This window comes from Halomonas sp. SS10-MC5, from assembly GCF_015992245.1.
GTDB classification, from domain to species: domain Bacteria; phylum Pseudomonadota; class Gammaproteobacteria; order Pseudomonadales; family Halomonadaceae; genus Halomonas; species Halomonas sulfidoxydans.
Map to the genome: position 1 here is coordinate 1,552,972 of NZ_CP065435.1, position 19,240 is coordinate 1,572,211.

13 protein-coding genes are annotated in these 19,240 nt (G+C 67.1%); 9 read left to right on the forward strand and 4 right to left on the reverse strand.

Translation table 11 applies throughout. The annotated features are described in order from the left end of the window. Positions 1-18 precede the first annotated feature (18 nt). Positions 19-1,359 (reverse strand): replication-associated recombination protein A, encoded by a 1,341-nt coding sequence (locus I4484_RS07370; RefSeq protein WP_197450320.1) that lies wholly within the window; start codon positions 1,357-1,359, stop codon positions 19-21. Positions 1,360-1,610: 251 nt separating this feature from the next. On the opposite strand from I4484_RS07370, the gene I4484_RS07375 reads away from it, so the two are divergent. The 5 genes from I4484_RS07375 (at position 1,611) to I4484_RS07395 (ending at position 10,393) form a co-directional block, all read left to right on the forward strand. Then, positions 1,611-2,156 carry a hemerythrin domain-containing protein gene (locus tag I4484_RS07375; protein WP_197450960.1) on the forward strand — a complete coding sequence of 182 codons (546 nt, stop codon included), beginning with the start codon at positions 1,611-1,613 and terminating at the stop codon, positions 2,154-2,156. Between the two features lie 113 nt (positions 2,157-2,269). Further along, positions 2,270-3,046, forward strand: coding sequence for a glutamate racemase (gene murI, locus I4484_RS07380; RefSeq protein ID WP_197450321.1), 777 nt, complete (start codon positions 2,270-2,272; stop codon positions 3,044-3,046). A 37-nt stretch (positions 3,047-3,083) separates the two neighbouring features. Beyond that, positions 3,084-4,193, forward strand: a complete 1,110-nt coding sequence (gene trmA / locus I4484_RS07385) for a tRNA (uridine(54)-C5)-methyltransferase TrmA (protein ID WP_197450322.1) — start codon at positions 3,084-3,086, stop codon at positions 4,191-4,193. Between the two features lie 203 nt (positions 4,194-4,396). Continuing rightward, positions 4,397-9,235 (forward strand): NAD-glutamate dehydrogenase, encoded by a 4,839-nt coding sequence (locus I4484_RS07390; protein ID WP_197450323.1) that lies wholly within the window; start codon positions 4,397-4,399, stop codon positions 9,233-9,235. A 117-nt stretch (positions 9,236-9,352) separates the two neighbouring features. Further along, the gene (locus I4484_RS07395; protein WP_197450324.1) at positions 9,353-10,393 is read left to right on the forward strand and encodes a quinone-dependent dihydroorotate dehydrogenase; all 1,041 of its coding nucleotides are present in this window, start codon (positions 9,353-9,355) and stop codon (positions 10,391-10,393) included. 86 nt (positions 10,394-10,479) lie between these two features. Here I4484_RS07395 and rmf read toward each other — a convergent pair whose 3' ends face one another. Continuing rightward, complete coding sequence (rmf, locus tag I4484_RS07400) at positions 10,480-10,686, reverse strand: ribosome modulation factor (RefSeq protein WP_111412507.1); 207 nt, start codon at positions 10,684-10,686, stop codon at positions 10,480-10,482. 279 nt (positions 10,687-10,965) lie between these two features. Between rmf and rlmKL the strand changes: the two genes are divergently transcribed. The 3 genes from rlmKL (at position 10,966) to I4484_RS07415 (ending at position 16,634) form a co-directional block, all read left to right on the forward strand. Continuing rightward, on the forward strand, positions 10,966-13,167 hold the full coding sequence (gene rlmKL / locus I4484_RS07405; protein ID WP_197450325.1) for a bifunctional 23S rRNA (guanine(2069)-N(7))-methyltransferase RlmK/23S rRNA (guanine(2445)-N(2))-methyltransferase RlmL: 2,202 nt from the start codon (positions 10,966-10,968) through the stop codon (positions 13,165-13,167). Further along, positions 13,164-13,526, forward strand: a complete 363-nt coding sequence (locus I4484_RS07410; protein WP_197450326.1) for a glutaredoxin family protein — start codon at positions 13,164-13,166, stop codon at positions 13,524-13,526. Before rlmKL ends, I4484_RS07410 begins: the two co-directional genes overlap by 4 nt. Before the next feature lie 108 nt (positions 13,527-13,634). Further along, positions 13,635-16,634: an EAL domain-containing protein gene (locus I4484_RS07415; protein ID WP_197450327.1), complete on the forward strand. Its 3,000-nt coding sequence runs from the start codon at positions 13,635-13,637 to the stop codon at positions 16,632-16,634. A gap of 25 nt (positions 16,635-16,659) precedes the next feature. On the opposite strand, the gene I4484_RS07420 is transcribed toward I4484_RS07415, so the two are convergent. Further along, a complete protein-coding gene (locus I4484_RS07420; RefSeq protein ID WP_197450328.1) occupies positions 16,660-16,941 on the reverse strand; it encodes a hypothetical protein in 282 nt (93 codons plus the stop codon). Between the two features lie 130 nt (positions 16,942-17,071). Here I4484_RS07420 and pdxB point away from each other — a divergent pair, with 130 nt between their 5' ends. Next, positions 17,072-18,226 (forward strand): 4-phosphoerythronate dehydrogenase PdxB, encoded by a 1,155-nt coding sequence (gene pdxB / locus I4484_RS07425; protein ID WP_197450329.1) that lies wholly within the window; start codon positions 17,072-17,074, stop codon positions 18,224-18,226. Positions 18,227-18,302: 76 nt separating this feature from the next. Here pdxB and htpX read toward each other — a convergent pair whose 3' ends face one another. Further along, entirely contained in the window at positions 18,303-19,202 is a 900-nt protein-coding gene (htpX, locus tag I4484_RS07430) for a protease HtpX (protein WP_197450330.1), read from the reverse strand. Positions 19,203-19,240 lie beyond the last annotated feature (38 nt).

The following is a 19,240-nucleotide window of genomic DNA, read 5'->3' on the forward strand; positions in this document are numbered from 1 at the left end:
GAGGCGGCGCTGGCGTTTCTACTCGTCCCCGCTGCGGTCGGCCCGGGCGTCCAGCTCGGCGCGCCAGGCCATCAGCTGGGCGTAGCGCTTCTCCTGGCCGTGCTCGCTGGGCTGGTAGAACGCCTCGTGGGACAGGCCTTCCGGCCAGCAGTCGTGGGCGCTGCCCGCCGGGTAGCCCTCCGGCTCGTTGTGGGCGTAGCGATAGCCGTGGCCGTGGCCGAGGGATTCCATCAGTCTGGTCGGGGCGTTGCGCAGGTAGATGGGCACCTCCAGACGCGGTTGGGCGGCAACGAACGCCTTGGCGCGCTTCCAGGCCTGGTCGATGGCGTTGCTCTTGGGCGCGATGGCGAGGTGGATGGCGGCGTGGACGATGGCGCGCTGGCCCTCGTAGTCGCCCAGGCGCAGGTAGGCGTCCCACGCCGCCATGACCAGCGGCAGCGCACGCGGGTCGGCGTTGCCGACGTCCTCCGAGGCGATCGCCGCCAGTCGTCGAATCACGTCGAGCGGGTCGCCGCCGCCCTGGATGAAGCGGGCGATGTAGAGCAGGGCGGCATCCTGGCGCGATGAGCGCACCGACTTGTGGATCGCCGAGAGCAGGTCGTAGTAATGGTCGCCCTGCTTGTCGAAAGCGCTGGCCTGGTGGCCGAGCGCGGCGTCCAGCGCTTCGCGCGGCAGTCGTTCGCCTTCGCCCTCGGGCACGGTGAAATCGCAGGCGGTCTCGAGCATGCCCAGCGCACGGCGTGCGTCGCCGGCGGCGGCACGGGCCAGGATGGCCAGCACTTCGTCATCGACCGCGATGCGGCGCCGGCCCAGCCCGCGCTCCTCGTCGCGCAGGGCGCGCCGCATCACCTCGACGAGCTCGCTCTCGTCGAGCGAGGTGAGCACATGGACGCGAGCGCGCGAGAGCAGCGCCGAGTTGACCTCGAAAGAGGGGTTCTCGGTGGTGGCGCCGATCAGCGTCAAGAGGCCCGACTCAACGTGGGGCAGCAGGGCATCCTGCTGGCTCTTGTTGAGGCGGTGGATCTCGTCGAGGAACAGCAGGGAGGGGCGGCCCTGGGCCTGCATGACCCTGGCCCGTTCCACGGCGGCGCGAATCTCCTTGACGCCGGCCATCACCGCGGAGAGCCGCTCCAGGTGCGCGCCGGAGTGCTCGGCGAGGAGTTCGGCCAGGGTGGTCTTGCCGGTGCCGGGTGGCCCCCACAGGATCATCGAGCGCACGCTGCCGCTCTCGGCCATGCGCCGCAGCGGCCTGCCCGGCCCGACCAGCGCCTGCTGGCCCACGTAGTCGTCGAAGCGCCGGGGCCGCATGCGAAAGGCCAGCGGTGCGGAATCGTCGGTCGCCTGGCCGAAAAGATCCATGGTGTTTCTCCTCCTGCTGCCGTGCGAGGTCGGTCAGACGGCTAGCACTAACTCAGTGGGTTGCAATACGACCTTGGGCGATGTGCGAGATCCAGCCAAAGGGACTAGGGTTGAGACTGCATCCTGCCATTTCGTGCCGTGTCTTGATTGCGACGAGGCCGTAGCCCGATAGCGACAAGACTGAACCTGCTTGCTTCCCGTGAATCCAATTCCTATACCCGCTCATCGTTAGAGGAGGCCTCGACATGCCCATGCTGACCCAGTTGCGTCAGGATCATGCCAATATGGCGCGCATGTTGCACGTTCTTCAGCTCAAGCAAAAGGCCTTGGTGGCCGGTGAACGCCCCAACTTTCAGCTGGTTCGTGAGGTTGTCGACTACATTCTCGACTACATGGAAGGGTTCACCATCCCCCTCGAGCGCATCTGCTCGGAGCGGCTGCGGACCCTGGTGCCGGAGTGCCGGGAACTCACCGAGCGGCTGTCGCGCGACTATCAGGCGCTCAAGCCCCGCCTGATGCGGCTGTCCAACGACATCGACATGATCCTGATGGACGCCGTGGTCCCGATGGACCGCTTCGCCGAGGACCTCAAGGCCTACTTGGATGCGCATCGCGCCTACCTACGCGACGAGCGTGAGCTTCTCTTCCCCCTGATCCGCGATCACTTCGACGATCAGGACCTGGAACTGCTGGCCCAGGCGCTGCCGGAGGATGCGGCGGCCAAGCTGGAGCGGCTTCAGGAAGCCTATCCGGAGCTCTACGCCGAGCTGTGTGAAACCGAGGAGCCGGCCGCCTGACGGGGCCGGAGCGCGATGAACCGGCGATCGGAGGCTTCTGCTCGCTCGGCATGCTGCTAGAATAGGCCCTCTTCTGGTAGCAGCCGAGCGACTTCCATGAGTTCCGTTTCGCCATGTCCGGCCCGATACTGATTTTCGATTCCGGCGTCGGCGGCCTGTCGGTCGTCCCTTCGCTGCGGCATCGGCTGCCCGATGCTGCCTTGGTGTATGCCTGCGACAATGCCATGCTGCCCTACGGTACGCGCCCCGACGACTGGCTGGTGGCGCGCATTCTGGCGGTGTGCGAGGCGGCTGTTGCCGCAAGTGGCTGCTGCGTGCTGGTGGTGGCGTGCAATACCGCCAGCACCCTGGCGCTGGATGCCCTGCGTGCCCATCTCATGGTGCCCGTGGTGGGAACGGTACCGGCGATCAAGCCTGCCGCCGCCATGAGTGCCAGTCGCCACATCGGCCTGCTGGCGACCAGCGCCACCGTGGCGCGCCCCTATACCGACCGGCTGATCGAGGCCTTTGCCAGCGACTGTCGGGTCACGCGGGTGGCGGCCGACCCCCTGGTGCGCGAGGCCGAGCGCCTGCTGGCCGGCGACGAGCCGGATCAGGCCATCATCGACGCCGTCACGGCGCCGCTGTGGGAGTCCGCCGATCTCGATACGGTGGTGCTCGGCTGCACCCACTTCCCACTGCTTGGCGAGAGGTTGATCGCGGCGTCGCTACGTCCGGTGCGCCTGGTCGACTCCGGCGAGGCCATTGCGCGGCGCACCGCCGAGGTGGCCGGCGACCCCGCCCCCGTGACCGGCCGCGACCGGAGCCTGGCCACGGCGCCCGATGCGCGACTCGCCCGGGCACTGGCCCACTTCGATTTTGACGAACCGCGCCTGCTGATCGCCGGCTGACTGCCTTCCCTACGCTCTGCACACGACAGGAGATGCCGTGCCCATTCCCGTTGTCGATCCCGCCCGCTACGAGGCGCAGCTCGAGGCCAAGCGCGAGCGCATCGAACGCCAGTTCGCGCGCTTCGCCCCGCCTGCGCTGGAGGTGTTTCCCTCACCGCCGAGCCATTATCGTCAGCGCTGCGAGTTTCGCCTGTGGCACGAAGGCGACGACCTCTACTACGCCATGTTCGAGGTCGATCGCGACGACCCCAAGCAGAAGCGGGTGATCCGGCTGGACGACTACCCGGTCGCCAGCCGCCGCATCAACGAATTGATGCCGCGGCTGCGCGAGGCGCTGCTGGAAAGCGACGTGCTGCGCCGCCGGCTGTTCCAGGTCGAGTTCCTGACCACCCTCTCCGGCGAGGCCCTGGTCACGCTGATCTATCACCGCCCGCTGGATGCGGCCTGGGAAGAGGAGGCGAAGCGGTTGCAGCGGCGGCTCGACATCCAGGTCATCGGCCGCTCGCGCAAGCAGCGCCTGGTACTCGCGCGCGACCACGTCTGGGAGCGGCTGGAGGTGGAGGGGCGCACCCTGCACTACCAGCAGGTGGAGAACAGCTTTACCCAGCCCAATGCCGAGATCAGCCGCGCCATGCTGGCCTGGGCGCGCGACGTGACCCGGGGCAGCCAGGCGAGCGACCTCGTCGAGCTCTACTGCGGTAATGGCAACTTCACCGTGGCGCTGGCCGAGAACTTCCGCCGCGTGCTGGCCACCGAGATCTCGCGCACCTCGGTGGCCAGTGCCCAGCAGAACCTGGCGGCCAACGGCATCGACAATGCCGTGGTGGGGCGCATGTCAGCGGAAGAGTTCAGCGCCGCGCTCAAGGGCGAGAAGGGCGGCCGGCGGGTCTCGGAAATGGCGCTGGCGGAATACGACTTCTCCACCGTGCTGGTGGACCCACCGCGCGCCGGCCTCGACGAGGCCAGCTGCCGCCAACTGAGCGAATATTCGCGAATCGTCTATATTTCATGCAATCCGGATACGTTGGAGCGCAACCTGGAGGCGCTGAGCCGCACCCATCGAATGACCCGTTTCGCGCTGTTCGATCAGTTTCCCTGGACCCACCACTGTGAATGCGGGGTGCTGCTGGAGAAAATCTCCGCCTGATCGTCGGCTGGCCTGCTCAGGAATGGCCGCTGTTGTCAAGTAGCGAAACGTACCGCCTCGATGCACAAGCGACATGCTCCATGAGAAGGCTGGCAAGTCGATAGGGTGCAGCGCAGGGCTGCAGTAAGCTTCCCGTCACGTGGCCGCGAGTCACGCCGATTCTTTCCCAGGGCCGCTACGGCCCCAGGCAGCCGAGGTGAGGGATGCAATACGAGACGATCGAAGTTGGCCGGCAGGAAATACTCAAGCAGCTGCGCGAACGCCTGGACAGCCGACTCGAGAAAGCGCGGGCCGAAGAGGTGGAGGCCTTCGCCCGCCATTTCTATGCCACGGTGCCGCTGGAGGACCTGGCCGACCGCCGGCTGGACGACCTCTATGGTGCCACCCTGTCGGTATGGCACTTCATCCAGCACTTCGATCACGCCTCGCCCAAGGTGCGCGTCTTCAATCCCGACTTCGAGGAGCATGGCTGGCAGTCCTCGCATACGTTCGTCGCGGTGCTGCACGAGGACATGCCGTTCCTGGTCGACTCGGTACGCATCGAGCTGAACCGGCGCGGCCTGACCGTGCATGCGATCCACAATGCCGTGCTGGCGGTGGAGCGCAACCGCGGACACGACCTGCTGCAGGTCGGTTCGCCGCGCGACGTCAACGCGCCCGCCAATCGCGAGTCGCTGATCGCCATCGAGATCGACCGCCACTCCAATCCCGAGGTGCTGGCAGACATCGAGCAGTCGCTGCAGGAAGTATTGCGCGACGTGCGTATCGCCGTGGGCGACTACGAGGCGATGAGCGAGCGCGCCCGCGAGGCCGTCGCCGAACTCAAGGCCGGCCGCCCCGAGCAGATCGAGCCGGGCGACCACGAGGAGGCGATCGCTTTCCTCGAGTGGCTGGTGCGCGACAACTTCACCTTCCTCGGCTACGACGCCTACACCATCGAGACCGATGCCGAGGGCGACCGCCTGGTCAAGGCCGAAGGGAGCGAGCTCGGTGTGTTCCGCCTGGACCTGCCGCGCTACCAGGAGCGCATCCGTACCGAGCTGGGCATCGAGGGCAACCGCTTCGTGCTGGTGCCCCAGCTGCTCTCGTTCGCCAAGAGTTCGCATCATGCCCGGGTCCACCGGCCCACCTACCCGGACTACATCTCGATCGATCGCTACGACGAGCAGGGGCGGGTCATCGGCGAGCACCGCTTCCTCGGCCTGTTCACCTCCAGTGTGTACAACGAGTCGCCGCGCAACATTCCGCTGCTGCGCCACAAGCTCAAGGCGGTGATGGAGATCGCCGGCTTCAATCCCAAGGGGCACAACGGCAAGCAACTGCTGCAGATCCTCGAGGTCTACCCGCGCGACGACCTGTTCCAGATCGATACCCAGGAACTGGCGCGCACGGCGCTGGGGATCCTCGACATCCGCGAGCGCCGGCGGGTGCGGCTGTTCATCCGCACCGACCGTTCCGGGCGCTTCCACTCCTGCCTGGTGTTCGTGCCGCGTGACGTGTTCTCCACCGACCTGCGCGTGCGCATCCAGAACCTGCTGTGCGAGGAGCTCGACGCCACCTTCGGCGACTTCAACACCTACCTCTCCGAATCGATCCTCGCCCGTATCCAGTTCATCCTGCGCTTCCGCGGCGACACCCCCCGCGAGGTCAATCTCAAGCGCCTGGAGGCCAAGGTCGCCCAACTGGCCCGCAGCTGGCGCGACGAGCTGCACGAGGCACTGGTGGAAGGCTTCGGCGAGGAGCAGGCCAACCGCCTGATGGATCGCTTCCGCGACGCCTTCCCGGCCAGCTACCGTGACGACTTCGGCTCGCGCACCGCCGTCTTCGACCTGCAGCACCTGGCCGACCTCGACGCCGGCGAGCCGCTGGCGCTGACCCTCTATCGCCTGGTGGAGGAGGAGGGCAGCGGCGTCAACCTCAAGCTGTTCCAGCGCAATCGCCCGATCCCGCTCTCCGACGTGCTGCCGGTGATGGAGAACCTGGGGTTACGGGTAATCGGCGAGCGCCCCTATGAGTTCGTCACCCCCGACATGCGCTACTGGCTGCACGACTTCGACCTCGAGCACCACACCGCCACCGAGGTCAGCCTGCAGCAGATGCGCGAGCCGTTCATCGAGGCGTTCAAGCGCATCTGGGCCGGCGAGGCCGAGAACGATGCCTTCAACCGCCTGGTGATCGCCGCCAACCTGGACTGGCGCGAGGTGGCCATGCTGCGTGGCTACGCCCGTTATCTGAAGCAGATCCGCTTCGGCATGTCGCAGGACTACATCGCCACCACGCTGACCAGCTATCCGGAGATCACCCATGAGCTGGTGACCCTGTTCAAGCTGCGCTTCGACCCCGAGCGGCGCCCCGAGGAGGGCGAGGTACAGGCTTGCATCGAACGCCTCAATCGTCACCTCGACGGCGTCGCCAGCCTCAACGACGACCAGCTGCTGCGTCGCTTCATGGAGCTGATCCGCGCCACCCTGCGTACCAACTACTACCAGCGCACCGCCGACGGCAGGTTCAAGGACTACATCGCCTACAAGCTCGATCCCAAGCGGGTCACCGGCATGCCCAAGCCGCGACCGGCATACGAGATCTTCGTCTGCTCGCCGCGGGTCGAGGGCGTTCACCTGCGCGGCGGCAAGGTCGCCCGAGGGGGGCTGCGCTGGTCGGACCGCCAGGAGGACTTCCGTACCGAGGTGCTGGGTCTGGTCAAGGCGCAGCAGGTCAAGAACGCCGTGATCGTGCCGGTGGGTGCCAAGGGCGGCTTCGTCTGCAAGCGCCTGCCCGAGGGCGGCGACCGCGATGCCATCCAGCAGGAGGGCATCGCCTGCTACAAGACCTTCATTCGCGCGCTGCTCGACGTGACCGACAACCTGGTCGGCGGCGAGGTGGTGCCGCCCCGGGACGTGGTGCGTCACGACGACGACGACGCCTACCTGGTGGTGGCGGCCGACAAGGGCACCGCAACCTTCTCCGACATCGCCAACGAGATCTCTGCCGAGTACGGCCACTGGCTGGGTGACGCCTTCGCCTCCGGCGGTGCCAACGGCTACGACCACAAGAAGATGGGCATCACCGCGCGCGGGGCCTGGGAGTCGGTGAAGCGCCACTTCCGCAACCTCGGCCTGAACACCCAGCAGGAAGAGTTCACCGTGCTCGGCATCGGCGACATGGCCGGCGACGTGTTCGGCAACGGCATGCTGCTCTCCGACAAGATCCGCCTGCTGGGCGCCTTCAACCACTTGCATATCTTCGTCGACCCGCATCCCGACGCCGCCGCCACCTTCGTCGAGCGCCAGCGGCTGTTCCAGCTGCCGCGCTCGAGCTGGGAGGACTTCGACGCCGCGCTGATCTCCGAGGGCGGCGGGGTGTTCAAGCGCAGCGCCAAGTCGATCCCGATCTCACCGCAGATGCAGGAGGTGTTCGGCATCGAGGAGGAGCGCCTGTCGCCCAACGACCTGATTCGCGCCATGCTCAAGTCCCGCTTCGACCTGCTGTGGAACGGCGGCATCGGTACCTACGTCAAGGGCAGCCTGGAAACCGACGCCATGGTCGGTGACAAGGCCAACGATTCGCTGCGCATCAACGGCAGCGAACTCAACTGCCGGGTGGTCGGCGAGGGCGGCAACCTGGGCCTGACCCAGCGCGGCCGCATGGAGGCCGCCGCCAAGGGCGTGCTGGTCAACACCGACTTCATCGACAATGCCGGCGGGGTCAACTGCTCCGACCACGAGGTCAACATCAAGATCCTCATCGACGAGGTGGTCAAGCGTGGCGACATGACCGAGAAGCAGCGCAACCAGCTGCTGGCCGACATGACCGAGGAGGTGGCCGAACTGGTCATTCTCGACAATTACCGCCAGACCCAGGCGCTGGACCTCTCTCAGATCCTGTCGCGCTACGGCATCGGACCCTACCGGCGCTTCATCGGCGAACTGGAGGCCGCCGGCCAGCTCGACCGTGAACTCGAGTTCCTGCCCTCCGACGAGGAGATGCAGGAGCGGGTCAATGCCGACCAGGGCATGACCCACCCGGAACTCTCGGTGCTGATCTCCTACGCCAAGAGCGTACTCAAGGGAGACGTGCTGGCCTCCGACGTGCCCGACGATCCCTATATCCAGCAGTACGTGGAGCGTATCTTCCCGCGCGTGCTGGTCGAGCGCTTCCGGGACGAGATGTACGCTCACCGCCTCAAGCGCGAGATCGTCACCACGCAGGTGGCCAATGACCTGGTCGATCACATGGGTATCGTCTTCGTGCGCCGCCTGATCGATTCCACCGGGGCCAGTCCCGCCGATATCGCCCGCGCCTACATCATCGCCCGCGACAGCTTCCAGCTCTCCGACCTGTGGGAGCGGATCGAGGCGCTGGACAACCAGGTGCCGAGCCAGGTGCAGTACGCCATGATGCTCGACCTGATGCGGCTGATCCGGCGCACCACCCGCTGGTTCCTGCGCCAACGCCTGGGGCTCTCGACCCGCGACGCCATCGAGTACTTCGCGCCGCGGGTCGCCCAGCTGCAGGAGGGCATCGGCGAGCTGCTGCGCGGCGAGGAGCGCCGCCGCTGGGAGCAGAAGCGCGGCGAGCTGCTCGATGCCGGCGTGCCCGAGGAGCTGGCCGCCACGGTGGCGGCCTCGGGCAGCCTCTACGGCGCGCTCGGCATCATCCAGGCCGCTCGCCAGACCGACGAGAAGCCGCAGCGTGTCGCCGAGGTCTTCTTCGAGATCGGCGACCGACTCGAGCTGCCGTGGATGATCCAGCAGGTCAGCAACCTCGATGTCCGCGACAGCTGGCAGGCCCAGGCCCGCGAGACCTTCCGCGACGACATCGATCGCCAGCAGCTGGCCCTCACCGCCAGCGTGCTCAAGTCCGAGGACGGCCGCGAGCCCGACGAGCGCGTCGATCACTGGCTGGCATTGCACGCTTCGCTGCACGAGCGCTGGTGCCGCCTGATTGCCGAAGTGCGCAGCGGCAGCCAGGCGAGCTTCCCGCTGTTCGCGGTGGCAGTGCGTGAGCTGGTCGACCTGGCCGAGAGCAACGGCGAGGCCTGAAGGCGCGAAACAGCCTGAGCGATAGACGAACCCCGCCGATGGCGGGGTTCGTCGTCTTGGGCCTGCGGCGCTGCTATAATCCGCCCGCCACGCCACTGCCAACTGCCAGGAGCTGCCATGTACGCGCTTGCCCGTTCGATCCTGTTTCGCCTCGATGCCGAAACCGCCCACGGCCATGCGCTCTCGGCTCTCGACCTGGCTCATCGCCTCAGGCTGGCAGGTGTGCTGAGTGGGGCTCGCGTCGACGACCCGGTGGAGCTGATGGGGCTGCGCTTTCCCAATCGGGTTGGGCTGGCGGCGGGGCTCGACAAGAACGCCGATCACCTCGATGCGCTGGGAGCGCTCGGCTTCGGTTTCGTCGAGGTCGGCACGGTGACGCCCAGGCCGCAGGAGGGCAATCCCCGGCCACGCCTGTTTCGCCTGCCCGAGGCGGGCGCCATCATCAACCGCATGGGCTTCAACAACGCCGGGGTCGACCATTTGATCGAGCGAGTGAAGGCGGCGCACTTCGACGGCGTGATCGGCATCAACATCGGCAAGAACCTCACCACACCGGTGGAGCGAGCCGTGGACGACTACCTGACCTGCCTGGAGAAGGTCCACGCCCACGCCGACTACGTGACGGTCAACATCTCCTCGCCTAACACCCCGGGGCTGCGCAACCTGCAGTTCGGCGAGCACCTCGATGCCCTGTTGGGTGCCCTGCGCGAAGCGGCCGACCGCCTGGACCAGGCCGCCGGCCGCCGGGTGCCGCTGGCGGTCAAGATCGCTCCGGACATGAGCGCCGAAGAGGTGGGCCTGGTGGCGGCGAGCATCGCCGGCAGCGGCATCGACGCGGTGATTGCGACCAATACCACGGTGTCGCGTGAGGCGGTGACCGGACTTGCCCATGCCGACGAGCAGGGCGGGCTCTCGGGGCGGCCGGTGTTCGAGCCCTCCAACCGGGTGATCCGCGAACTGCGCCGCCACCTGCCCGAGTTACCGATCATCGGCGTGGGCGGCATCGACAGCGGCGAGGCGGCGGTGGCCAAGCTCGACGCCGGTGCCGACCTGGTCCAGCTCTATTCGGGCTTCATCTATCGCGGGCCGGCACTCGTCGGCGAGTGTGCTCGGGCGCTCAGGGCATATGGCAAGGGGGCGGCAGGCGAAAGCCGGTAACAAGAAAGCCCGCGCAAGGCACGGGCTTAGCTCTTTCCTCGCCACCCTGGCGGTGACAAGGGGACGATCGGTTGGTGAGAAACTCGTTACATTACCATCGGGTTCTTGTGAATCCCGGAGACGCCGGTCATGCCGGCCCACTGGTCTCCTCGGCCTTCACGCCAACCACTCATCCAATATTCACGTATGTTGACATCCTGACTGGGACAGTCGTCGCGGGAGCGCCCGGAAATGCCGGCCTTGTAGCCATGAAGATAGGCGCGTTGGAAGCGATCACGTTTCTGTCTTTTCATCGGATGACCTCTTGTCAAGGTACCAATTTGGAGCGCGCGACATGCACGCTCCGGCGTTCCACCGTTCGCCTCGCCGTTATTCATTCCCTTGACGACGGCAGAGCGAGGTCATGCGAGCCCAAAACGGGTTCGCCAAGTGAACGCATGCGTCTTTACAGTAGCTACCATGACTACTCTTAGCCCATCATGGGGGCCATTGTCGACCTATGTTTCGTCATAAGATCGAGACAAATTTGTAACGAAAGGAATATGCCCGGCCGAAGGGGGCGGGAACGCTTCATGAGTGAGTCATCGCAACGCGCAACACGGCCTTTCCTGGCCACCTGCCCCAGGGGGCTGGAAGAGCTGCTCGCCGACGAACTGCGCGCGCTGGGGGCCGAGCCGCACAAGACCACGGTGGCCGGGGTCCACTTTCGCGCCGACCTCGAGGTCGCCTATCGCGCCTGCCTGTGGTCGCGGCTGGCCAACCGCATCGTGCTGAGCCTGTTGCGCGAGGAGAACATCGAGCGCCCCGAGGCGCTGCATCGGGTGGTGGCCGGCGTCGACTGGTCGCAGCACCTGCCCCCCGGCGCTACCCTGGCGGTGGATTTCCACGGCCGCAGCGAGCAGATCCGCCATACCCGCTTCGGCGCCCAGACCGTCAAGGACGGCGTGGTGGACGCGCTGCAGGCGCAGGGTCGGCCGCGCCCCGGTATCGACCTGCAGCGTCCCGACCTGCGCCTCTACGCCCACCTGCACCGGGGCCGGCTGACGCTGGGCGTGGACCTTTCCGGCGACAGCCTGCATCGGCGCGGCTATCGGCGCGACGTGGGCCACGCGCCGCTCAAGGAGAACCTCGCCGCAGCCCTGCTCATCCGCGCCGGCTGGCCGCAGCGTCTGCGCGACGGCGAGGCGCTGGTCGATCCGCTGTGCGGCGCGGGGACGCTGTTGATCGAGGCAGCGCTGATGGCTGCCGACATGGCGCCCAACCTCGGCCGCGTACGCTTCGGCTTCCATGGCTGGGCGCAGCACGACGAGGCGTTGTGGGCCGAACTCAAGCGCGAGGCCGAAGCGCGTGCCAGCATCGGCCGCAAGCGTTGCCGCAACCGGCTCTACGGCTTCGACCAGAGCCCGCCGGCGCTGGCGGCGGCCAAGTCCAACGCCATGCGCGCCGGCATTCCTGCGCTGATCGCGTTCTCCGGCGCCTCGCTCGGCCAGCTGCGGCGGCCGGCCGAACTGGATGAGGAGGCGCGGGGCCTGGTCATCACCAACCCGCCCTACGGTGAGCGCCTGGGTGAGCTGCCCGAGCTGGTCACGCTCTATGGCGAGCTGGGCGAGGGTGTGCGCCGTGCCTTCCCCGGTTGGCGCCTGGCGGTGTTCACTGCCAACCCGGACCTGGGTCATCGCATCGGGCTGCGGGCCGACAAGCAGTATTCGCTGAAGAACGGCCCGCTGGAGGCCAAGCTGCTGTTGATGGACGTACGGGCCGGCGCAGGCGAGGAGAGCAAGACGGCGGCAGGGTCGGCAACGGCTCCACGCAGCGAGGGCGCGCAGATGTTCGCCAACCGGCTTGAGAAGAACCGCAAGCGGCTCAGGAAATGGCTCAAGCAGAGCGGCGAGGCCTGCTACCGCCTCTACGATGCCGACATGCCGGAGTATGCCTTGGCGGTGGACGTCTACGACGGCCGGGTCCATGTGCAAGAGTACGCGCCGCCGCGCTCGGTGAACGCCGACCAGGCGCAGAAGCGCCTGTTCGATGCGCTTCAGGTCATCCCCGAGGTGCTCGACGTCGACCCCGGCCAGGTGGTGATCAAGCGCCGCGAGAAGCAGAGTGGCAAGGCGCAATACCTCAAGCAGGCCGCTACCGGCGAGCGCTTCCAGGTGCGCGAGGGGCGCGCACGGCTATGGATCAATCTGCGCGACTACCTCGACACCGGGCTGTTCCTCGATCACCGCCCGGTGCGGCGCATGCTCGCCGAAATGGCGCCGGGCAGACGCTTCCTCAACCTGTTCTGCTACACCGCCGCGGCCACCGTGCAGGCGGCGCTCGGCAGCGAGGAGGCGGGCGGCGCCGTGGACAGCGTCAGCGTCGACCTTTCCAACACCTACCTGGAGTGGGCGCGCGACAACTTCGCCCTCAACGGCCTCGACCCCGCCCGCCACCGCGTGGTGCGCGACGACTGCCTGCGCTGGCTGGAAACCGCCAGGGCCGAGTTCGACCTGATTTTCCTCGACCCGCCGACCTTCTCCAACTCCAAGAAGATGGAGGGCACCCTGGACGTGCAGCGCGATCATGTACGCCTGGTGACGCTGGCCATGGCGCGGCTGGCCCCGGGCGGCACCCTGGTGTTCTCCAACAACCAGCGTCGCTTCCAGCTCGATGAGCAGCTGACGGAGCGCTTCGCGGTGGAGGACATCTCGGCGCGCACCTTCGACCCCGACTTCACGCGCCGCCCCGACATCCACCACGTATTCCTGATTCGTCATAGGGAGGTCGCATGACCCGGCTGACCCTTTACACCACCCTGGGCTGCCATCTGTGCGAGCGCCTCGAGACCCTGCTGGCCGTGCTGCATCGCGGTGAGTATCGCCTGGAGCGGGTCGAGATCAGCGACGACACGGCGTTGATGGCGCGCTACGCGGTGCGCATTCCGGTGCTGGCGGATGCCGCGGGCGATGAACTCGACATGGGCTTCGAGCCGCCCAGGCTGGCGGCCTGGCTGGAGGCGCGGGGCCGGCTCGACAGCAGCGCCTGGCGGCGGCTGCAGGCGGGCGGGCTCGAGCTCGAGCCGGAGCCGTCACCGGCGCGGGAGCGTGAGCCCTTGGCCCGGCGCCCCGCGGGACGGCGCTATCTCGGCTAGCGTCTACGTTGACCCAACGTAGGCCAGGAGAGGCCGTCGCCGTGGTGGGGGCTCGCCGTTTTAACAACAATCATCAGGCATGGATCGTGAACGCACAGGGGGTGGAAAATGAGGGCACCGCAACGAAGGCGGTGGCAGTACACCGCCCTGGGCTGTACGCTGCTGCTGGCGATTGCGGACACGGTGTCGGGGGCGGCGGAGCCGGTCGGGATACAGCTGAGCGACGAAGAGCGCCGCTTCCTGGAAGCGAACGAGCCGATCGTCTTCGTTAGCCAGAGCCGCTACCCTCCCTTCGAATTCCTCGACGACAACGGCGAGCGACACGGCATGATGGTCGAGCTGGCCCAATGGATCGCCACCGAGGCCGGCTTTCACGCGCAACTGACCGATACCGTCTTTCAGCAGGCCCAGGAACGAGTGCTGAGCGGAGAAGCCGACGTCCTGACGAGTTTCTTCTACAGCGAGGCGCGCGACCGTCGGTTCGATTTCACCCAGACCGTCTTCGAGGTGCCCGCCGCCATCTTCGTCGCCGTCGAGCGGCCCGACATCGCTCGGATAGAGGATCTCGACGGCAAGCGTGTCGCCACGCAGCGCGGCGACTATGCCATGGAGTACCTGGCCTCGCGGGACATCGAGGTCGAGCTGATCCAGACCGATGATTTTGCCGGTGCCGCGCGAGCCGTGATGGAAGGCGCTGCCGATGCCATGGTGGGCGACGAGCAAATCGTTCGCTACTACCTCTACAGCAGCGGGTTGCACGAAGCCATGAAGCGGGTCGGCGAGCCGCTCTACGTCGGGCTCAACGCCATGGCGGTGGCCGAAGGCAACGTGCTGCTTCAATCGATTCTGGACAAGGGCATCGACCATGCCCGCACCAGCGGGACGCTCGACCGGCTGCACGAGAAGTGGGTCGGCGCCGAGCTGCCCGGCAGACGCGTCGAATGGCGCGACTACTGGCTCTACGGGGCAGGGCTGGCGCTGGTGGTCGCCCTGGTCGTGGCCTGGAATGTCAGGCTGCGCCAGCTGGTCCGGCGCAAGACCGCGGATCTCGAGCTGGCAGCCAGCGTGTTCCGACATGCTCGGGAAGGCATCGTCATTACCGATGCCAAGGGCGACATCCTCGAGGTCAACGAGGCCTTTACCCGTATCACCGGTTACCGCCGGGACGAGGTGCTGGGCAGGAATCCTCGCATGCTCCAATCGGGCCTGCAGGAGGAGGGGTTCTATCGGGCGCTATGGCAGGAGCTGCTGGAGAAGGGAGCCTGGGAGGGCGAGCTGTGGAACCGGCGCAAGAGTGGCGAGACCTACCCCGAGCTGCTCACCATCTCGAAGGTCTGCGACCGCCAGGGCCAGGTGTCGCATTTTCTCGCCGTGTTCACCGACATCAGCCGTCAGAAGGAGTACGAGCGCCAGCTACAGAACATGGCCTTCTTCGACAGCCTGACCGAACTGCCCAACCGGATCCTGCTGGCCGACAGGCTGCGTCAGGCGATGCTGGCGGCCCGGCGCAGCGGCTGCAAGGTGTCGTTGGCCTACCTCGACCTGGATGGCTTCAAGGAGATCAACGACCGCCTGGGCCATGGCGTTGGCGACCGGGTGCTGGTGACGATAGCCGAGCGCCTGACCTCGGCCCTGCGAGAAGCCGATACTGTCGCCCGCCTGGGCGGCGACGAGTTCATCATCGTGCTGCCCGAGCAGAGCGATGTGAGCAACGTGAGCAGCCTCATCGTACGCCTGCTGCGCCGAATCGCGGAGCCGATCGAGATCGAGGGAACCTGCCTCTACGTCTCTGGCAGCATCGGCGTGGTGCATTTCTCCCCCGAGGACGAGATCGAGCCCGAGCAGCTCATCCGCCAGGCGGACCAGGCCATGTACCAGGCCAAGCAGGCGGGAAAGAATCGCTTTTACGTATTCGATGCCGAGCACGACCGCGCGGTGCGCGGGCACCATGAGAGCGTCGAGCGCATGCGCGACGCCCTGGCCAATGGCGAGTTCGTGCTCTACTACCAACCCAAGGTCAACATGTCCACCGGCGAGGTCGTCGGCGTCGAGGCGCTGGTCCGCTGGCAACATCCCGAGCGAGGCCTCCTGGCGCCTGCCGCCTTCCTGCCGACGATCCAACAGCATCCGCTGGCCATCGACCTGGGCGAGTGGGTGCTGGCCCAGGCGTTGAGCCAGTTCGAGGCCTGGGCCAACGCCGGCATCCGGCTGCCGGTCAGCGTCAACATCGACGCCATTCACCTGCAGCAGGCCGACTTCGTCGAGCGCCTGCGCGCCGAGATCGAGCGCCACCCGAGCGTGGCGCCGGGCGATCTTGAGCTGGAGGTGCTCGAAACGAATGCGCTTGAGGATATCGCCCATGTGGCGAGCGTGATGAAGGCATGCCGGGCGTTTGGCGTCGAGTTCGCGCTGGACGATTTCGGCACCGGGTACTCCTCGCTGACGTACCTGCGCCATTTCCCTGCCACCATGCTCAAGATCGACCGCAGCTTCGTGCGCGACATGCTCGATGACCCCGAGGATCTGACGATTCTCGAAGGGGTGCTCGGGCTCGCCGTCGCGTTTCGTCGCGACATCATTGCCGAAGGCGTGGAGACGCTGCTGCATGGGCGCATGCTGCTGGCGATGGGCTATCAACTGGGGCAAGGCTACGCCATCGCCCGGCCCATGCCGGCGAAGGCGGTGCCGGCCTGGCTCGAATCATGGCGCCCCGACCCGACCTGGCGCCATCGCCAGCGCGCCCAGCCGGAAGAGCTGCAGGCGATTTATGCCATGGTCGACCACCGTGCCTGCGCTGCCGGCCTGCTGCACTACCTGAAAGGCGAGCGCGCGGAGCCGCCGGCGGCGAGCTGTCGCAAGAGCCGGCTGGAGCAATGGCTGTCGGCCCTCGACGAATTGTCGGTCAAGGGGGGGGAGCACACGGCGCGAATCGCCGCGCTCTGTGCCGTCTACGACCGCCTGGCCGAGGAGGCGCTGACGCTGAAGGGCCATAGGGACGACGAGGAAGTCAAGCGGCACGCACGCCAGATGGAGGGGGTGAGCGAGGAGCTGCTGGGCCTGTTGCAGTACTGGATCGACGCCAGCGAAGCCGTGCGCGACGATCTGTAGCGTGCCAAGCCCCGGCGCGTGCCGCCTACAGCGCGTCCAGCAGCGAGAGCTGGCGCACCGCGGCCTGGCCCTCGGCGCTCTCGGCGTCCACTTCGAGCACCTTGCGCAGGCCGCGGGACGACTGGATGGTGGCCTCGTCACCGAGCCACATCAGCGCCTGGTCATGGTCGTCGGCCAGCATGTGCTTCAGCCCACCGAACTGAGTGCCGATCTGGCCCCAGGCGCGGCTGAAGATCCAATCGCCGAACATGTCCTGGTGAATGTGCACCAGCACGTAGTCGTGTTCACTTTCCCAGCGGACGATCACGAAGGCTCCACAAGCATCGGGGCGCGGCCGGGAGGCAGCGCCAAGGGTTCGTGCGGTATTGTAAGGCTTCACGCTGGCGGCACAAGTCGTGCCGGAAGCCCAAGCCACCATTTCATCAAGGAGCAAAAGCGTGAGGATTCTCGTCGATGCCAACGTACCCGGTGCCGAGGCCTGTTTCGGCCCGCTGGGCGAACTGGTCAGGATGCCGGGGCGAGAGATCGACGCCGCGGCCCTGTGCGATATCGACGCGCTGGTGATCCGCTCCATCACCCGGCTCGATGCGGCGACCCTCGACACGGCCGGGGCGCAGGGCATGCGACTCCGTTTCGTCGGCACCTGCACCATCGGCACCGACCACGTCGACCGGGCGGCGCTGGCGCGTCACGGCATCGCCTTCGCCAGCGCGCCGGGCTGCAACGCCGAGGCGGTGGTCGACTATGTGCTGGGCAGCCTGCTGACCCTGGCGGAGCGCCAGGGATGGCGGCTCAGCGAGCGCCGCGTGGGGATCGTCGGCGTAGGCAACGTGGGCGGGCGGCTGCTGGCGCGACTCTCCGCCATGGGCATCGCTTGCCTGGCCTGTGACCCGCCCAGAGCGGAAGTGGAGGGGCTTGAAGGTTTCGAAACGCTGGAGACGCTGATCGGTGAGTGCGACGTGCTCTGCCTGCATACCCCGCTGGTGCGCGAGGGGCCCCACGCCACCCATCACCTGCTCGACGCCCGGCGCATCGCCGAGCTGGCGCCCGGCACGCTGCTGCTCAATGCCGGGCGCGGCGACTGCATCGATGGCCAGGCATTGCGCCAACGCCTGGCGGGGCAGGGCGACATCAGTGCCGTGCTGGACGTCTGGGAAGGGGAGCCGGCCATCGACCCGGCGCTGCGCGACCTGGCGCAGATCGCCACGCCGCACATCGCCGGCTACAGCCTCGATGGCAAGCTGAGGGGGACCTACCAGATCTATGCAGCACTGTATCAGCATCTGGGCTTGCCGAGGCGACTCGGCCTCGCCGACCTGTTGCCGCCACCGCCGCTGACCCGGCTCCGGCTCCAGGGCGGTCTCGATCCCGACGAGGCCCTGCGGTGCTGCCTGCGCGCGGTATATGACGTGCGCCGCGACCATGACAGCCTGCGGCGCGAGAGCCGCCGGCGCGGCATGGCCCAGGGCTTCGATGCCTGCCGCGCGAACTACCCGCTGCGCCGGGAACTCTCGACCCTGACGGTGGAACTGGGGGACGGAGCCCAGGCGCTGGCGCCGTGGCTGCTAGGGGCGGGCCTGAACCTGGCCTGACGGTTCCTCGGTCGCAAGCCCGACAACGCAAAGGGCCCGCCATGAGGCGAGCCCTTCGGCTTCGAGAGGCGTTCCCTCAGCGGTAGGCGGCTTCTTTCAATGCCCGGATACGATCGTCCAGCGGCGGGTGGCTGGCGAACAGGCGTTCCATGATCTTGCGGGTCTGGCCGGCGTTGATGCCGAAGGCGGTCAGGGTCTCGGGCATTTCATTGGGCATTTCGCTCTCGGCCTTGAGCCGGGCGAGCGCGTTGATCATCGCTCCGGTACCGGCGAGCTGGGCCCCCGCGGCGTCGGCGCGATATTCGCGGAAGCGCGAGAACCAGGCAACGATGGCCGAGGCGATCAGGCCGAACACGATCTCGGCGACGATCACCACCGCGAAGTAGCCCATGAAGCCGAGCCCTGCGCCTTCGTTGCGCGAACGCAGGAAGTTGTCCACCAGATGCGCCACCACCCGGGCGAAGAACATCACGAAGGTATTCACCACGCCCTGGATCAGCGCCAGGGTGACCATGTCGCCATTGGCCACGTGGCCGATCTCGTGGGCCAGCACCGCGCGCACCTCCTCGGGGCGCATGCGGTTGAGCAGCCCGGCGGAGACGGCCACCAGGGCATCGTCCTTGTTCCATCCGGTGGCGAAGGCGTTGGACTGCTGCGCGGGGAAGATGCCGACCTCGGGCATCTTGATGCCGGCCTGCTGGGAGAGCTCGGCCACGGTATCGAGCAGCCACTTCTCGGTGGCGTTGCCCGGCTGGGTGATCACCACCGTGCCGGTACCGCGCTTGGCCATCCACTTCGACAGGAACAGCGAGATCATCGAGCCGGCCATGCCGACGACGAAACAGAAGATCAGCAGGGCGTTGAAGTTCATGCCCTGCTCGGTCAGGTAGCTCTCCACCCCGAGCAGGCGCAGCGTGATGCTGGCGACGACGATCACCGCCAGGTTGGTGCCCAGGAAGAGCAGTATTCTCATCATCGTCAGGAGTCTCCGGTGGCAAAGGGTGGGCCGTCACT

Excerpts from the sequence above, each read along its gene's own strand:
- I4484_RS07370 (WP_197450320.1), bottom strand. The coding sequence starts at position 1,359 with ATGGATCTTTTCGGCCAGGCGACCGACGATTCCGCACCGCTGGCCTTT.
- I4484_RS07375 (WP_197450960.1), top strand. The coding sequence starts at position 1,611 with ATGCTGACCCAGTTGCGTCAGGATCATGCCAATATGGCGCGCATGTTG.
- murI (WP_197450321.1), top strand. The coding sequence starts at position 2,270 with ATGTCCGGCCCGATACTGATTTTCGATTCCGGCGTCGGCGGCCTGTCG.
- I4484_RS07390 (WP_197450323.1), top strand. The coding sequence starts at position 4,397 with ATGCAATACGAGACGATCGAAGTTGGCCGGCAGGAAATACTCAAGCAG.
- I4484_RS07395 (WP_197450324.1), top strand. The coding sequence starts at position 9,353 with ATGTACGCGCTTGCCCGTTCGATCCTGTTTCGCCTCGATGCCGAAACC.
- rmf (WP_111412507.1), bottom strand. The coding sequence starts at position 10,686 with ATGAAAAGACAGAAACGTGATCGCTTCCAACGCGCCTATCTTCATGGC.
- rlmKL (WP_197450325.1), top strand. The coding sequence starts at position 10,966 with ATGAGTGAGTCATCGCAACGCGCAACACGGCCTTTCCTGGCCACCTGC.
- I4484_RS07410 (WP_197450326.1), top strand. The coding sequence starts at position 13,164 with ATGACCCGGCTGACCCTTTACACCACCCTGGGCTGCCATCTGTGCGAG.
- I4484_RS07415 (WP_197450327.1), top strand. The coding sequence starts at position 13,635 with ATGAGGGCACCGCAACGAAGGCGGTGGCAGTACACCGCCCTGGGCTGT.
- htpX (WP_197450330.1), bottom strand. The coding sequence starts at position 19,202 with ATGATGAGAATACTGCTCTTCCTGGGCACCAACCTGGCGGTGATCGTC.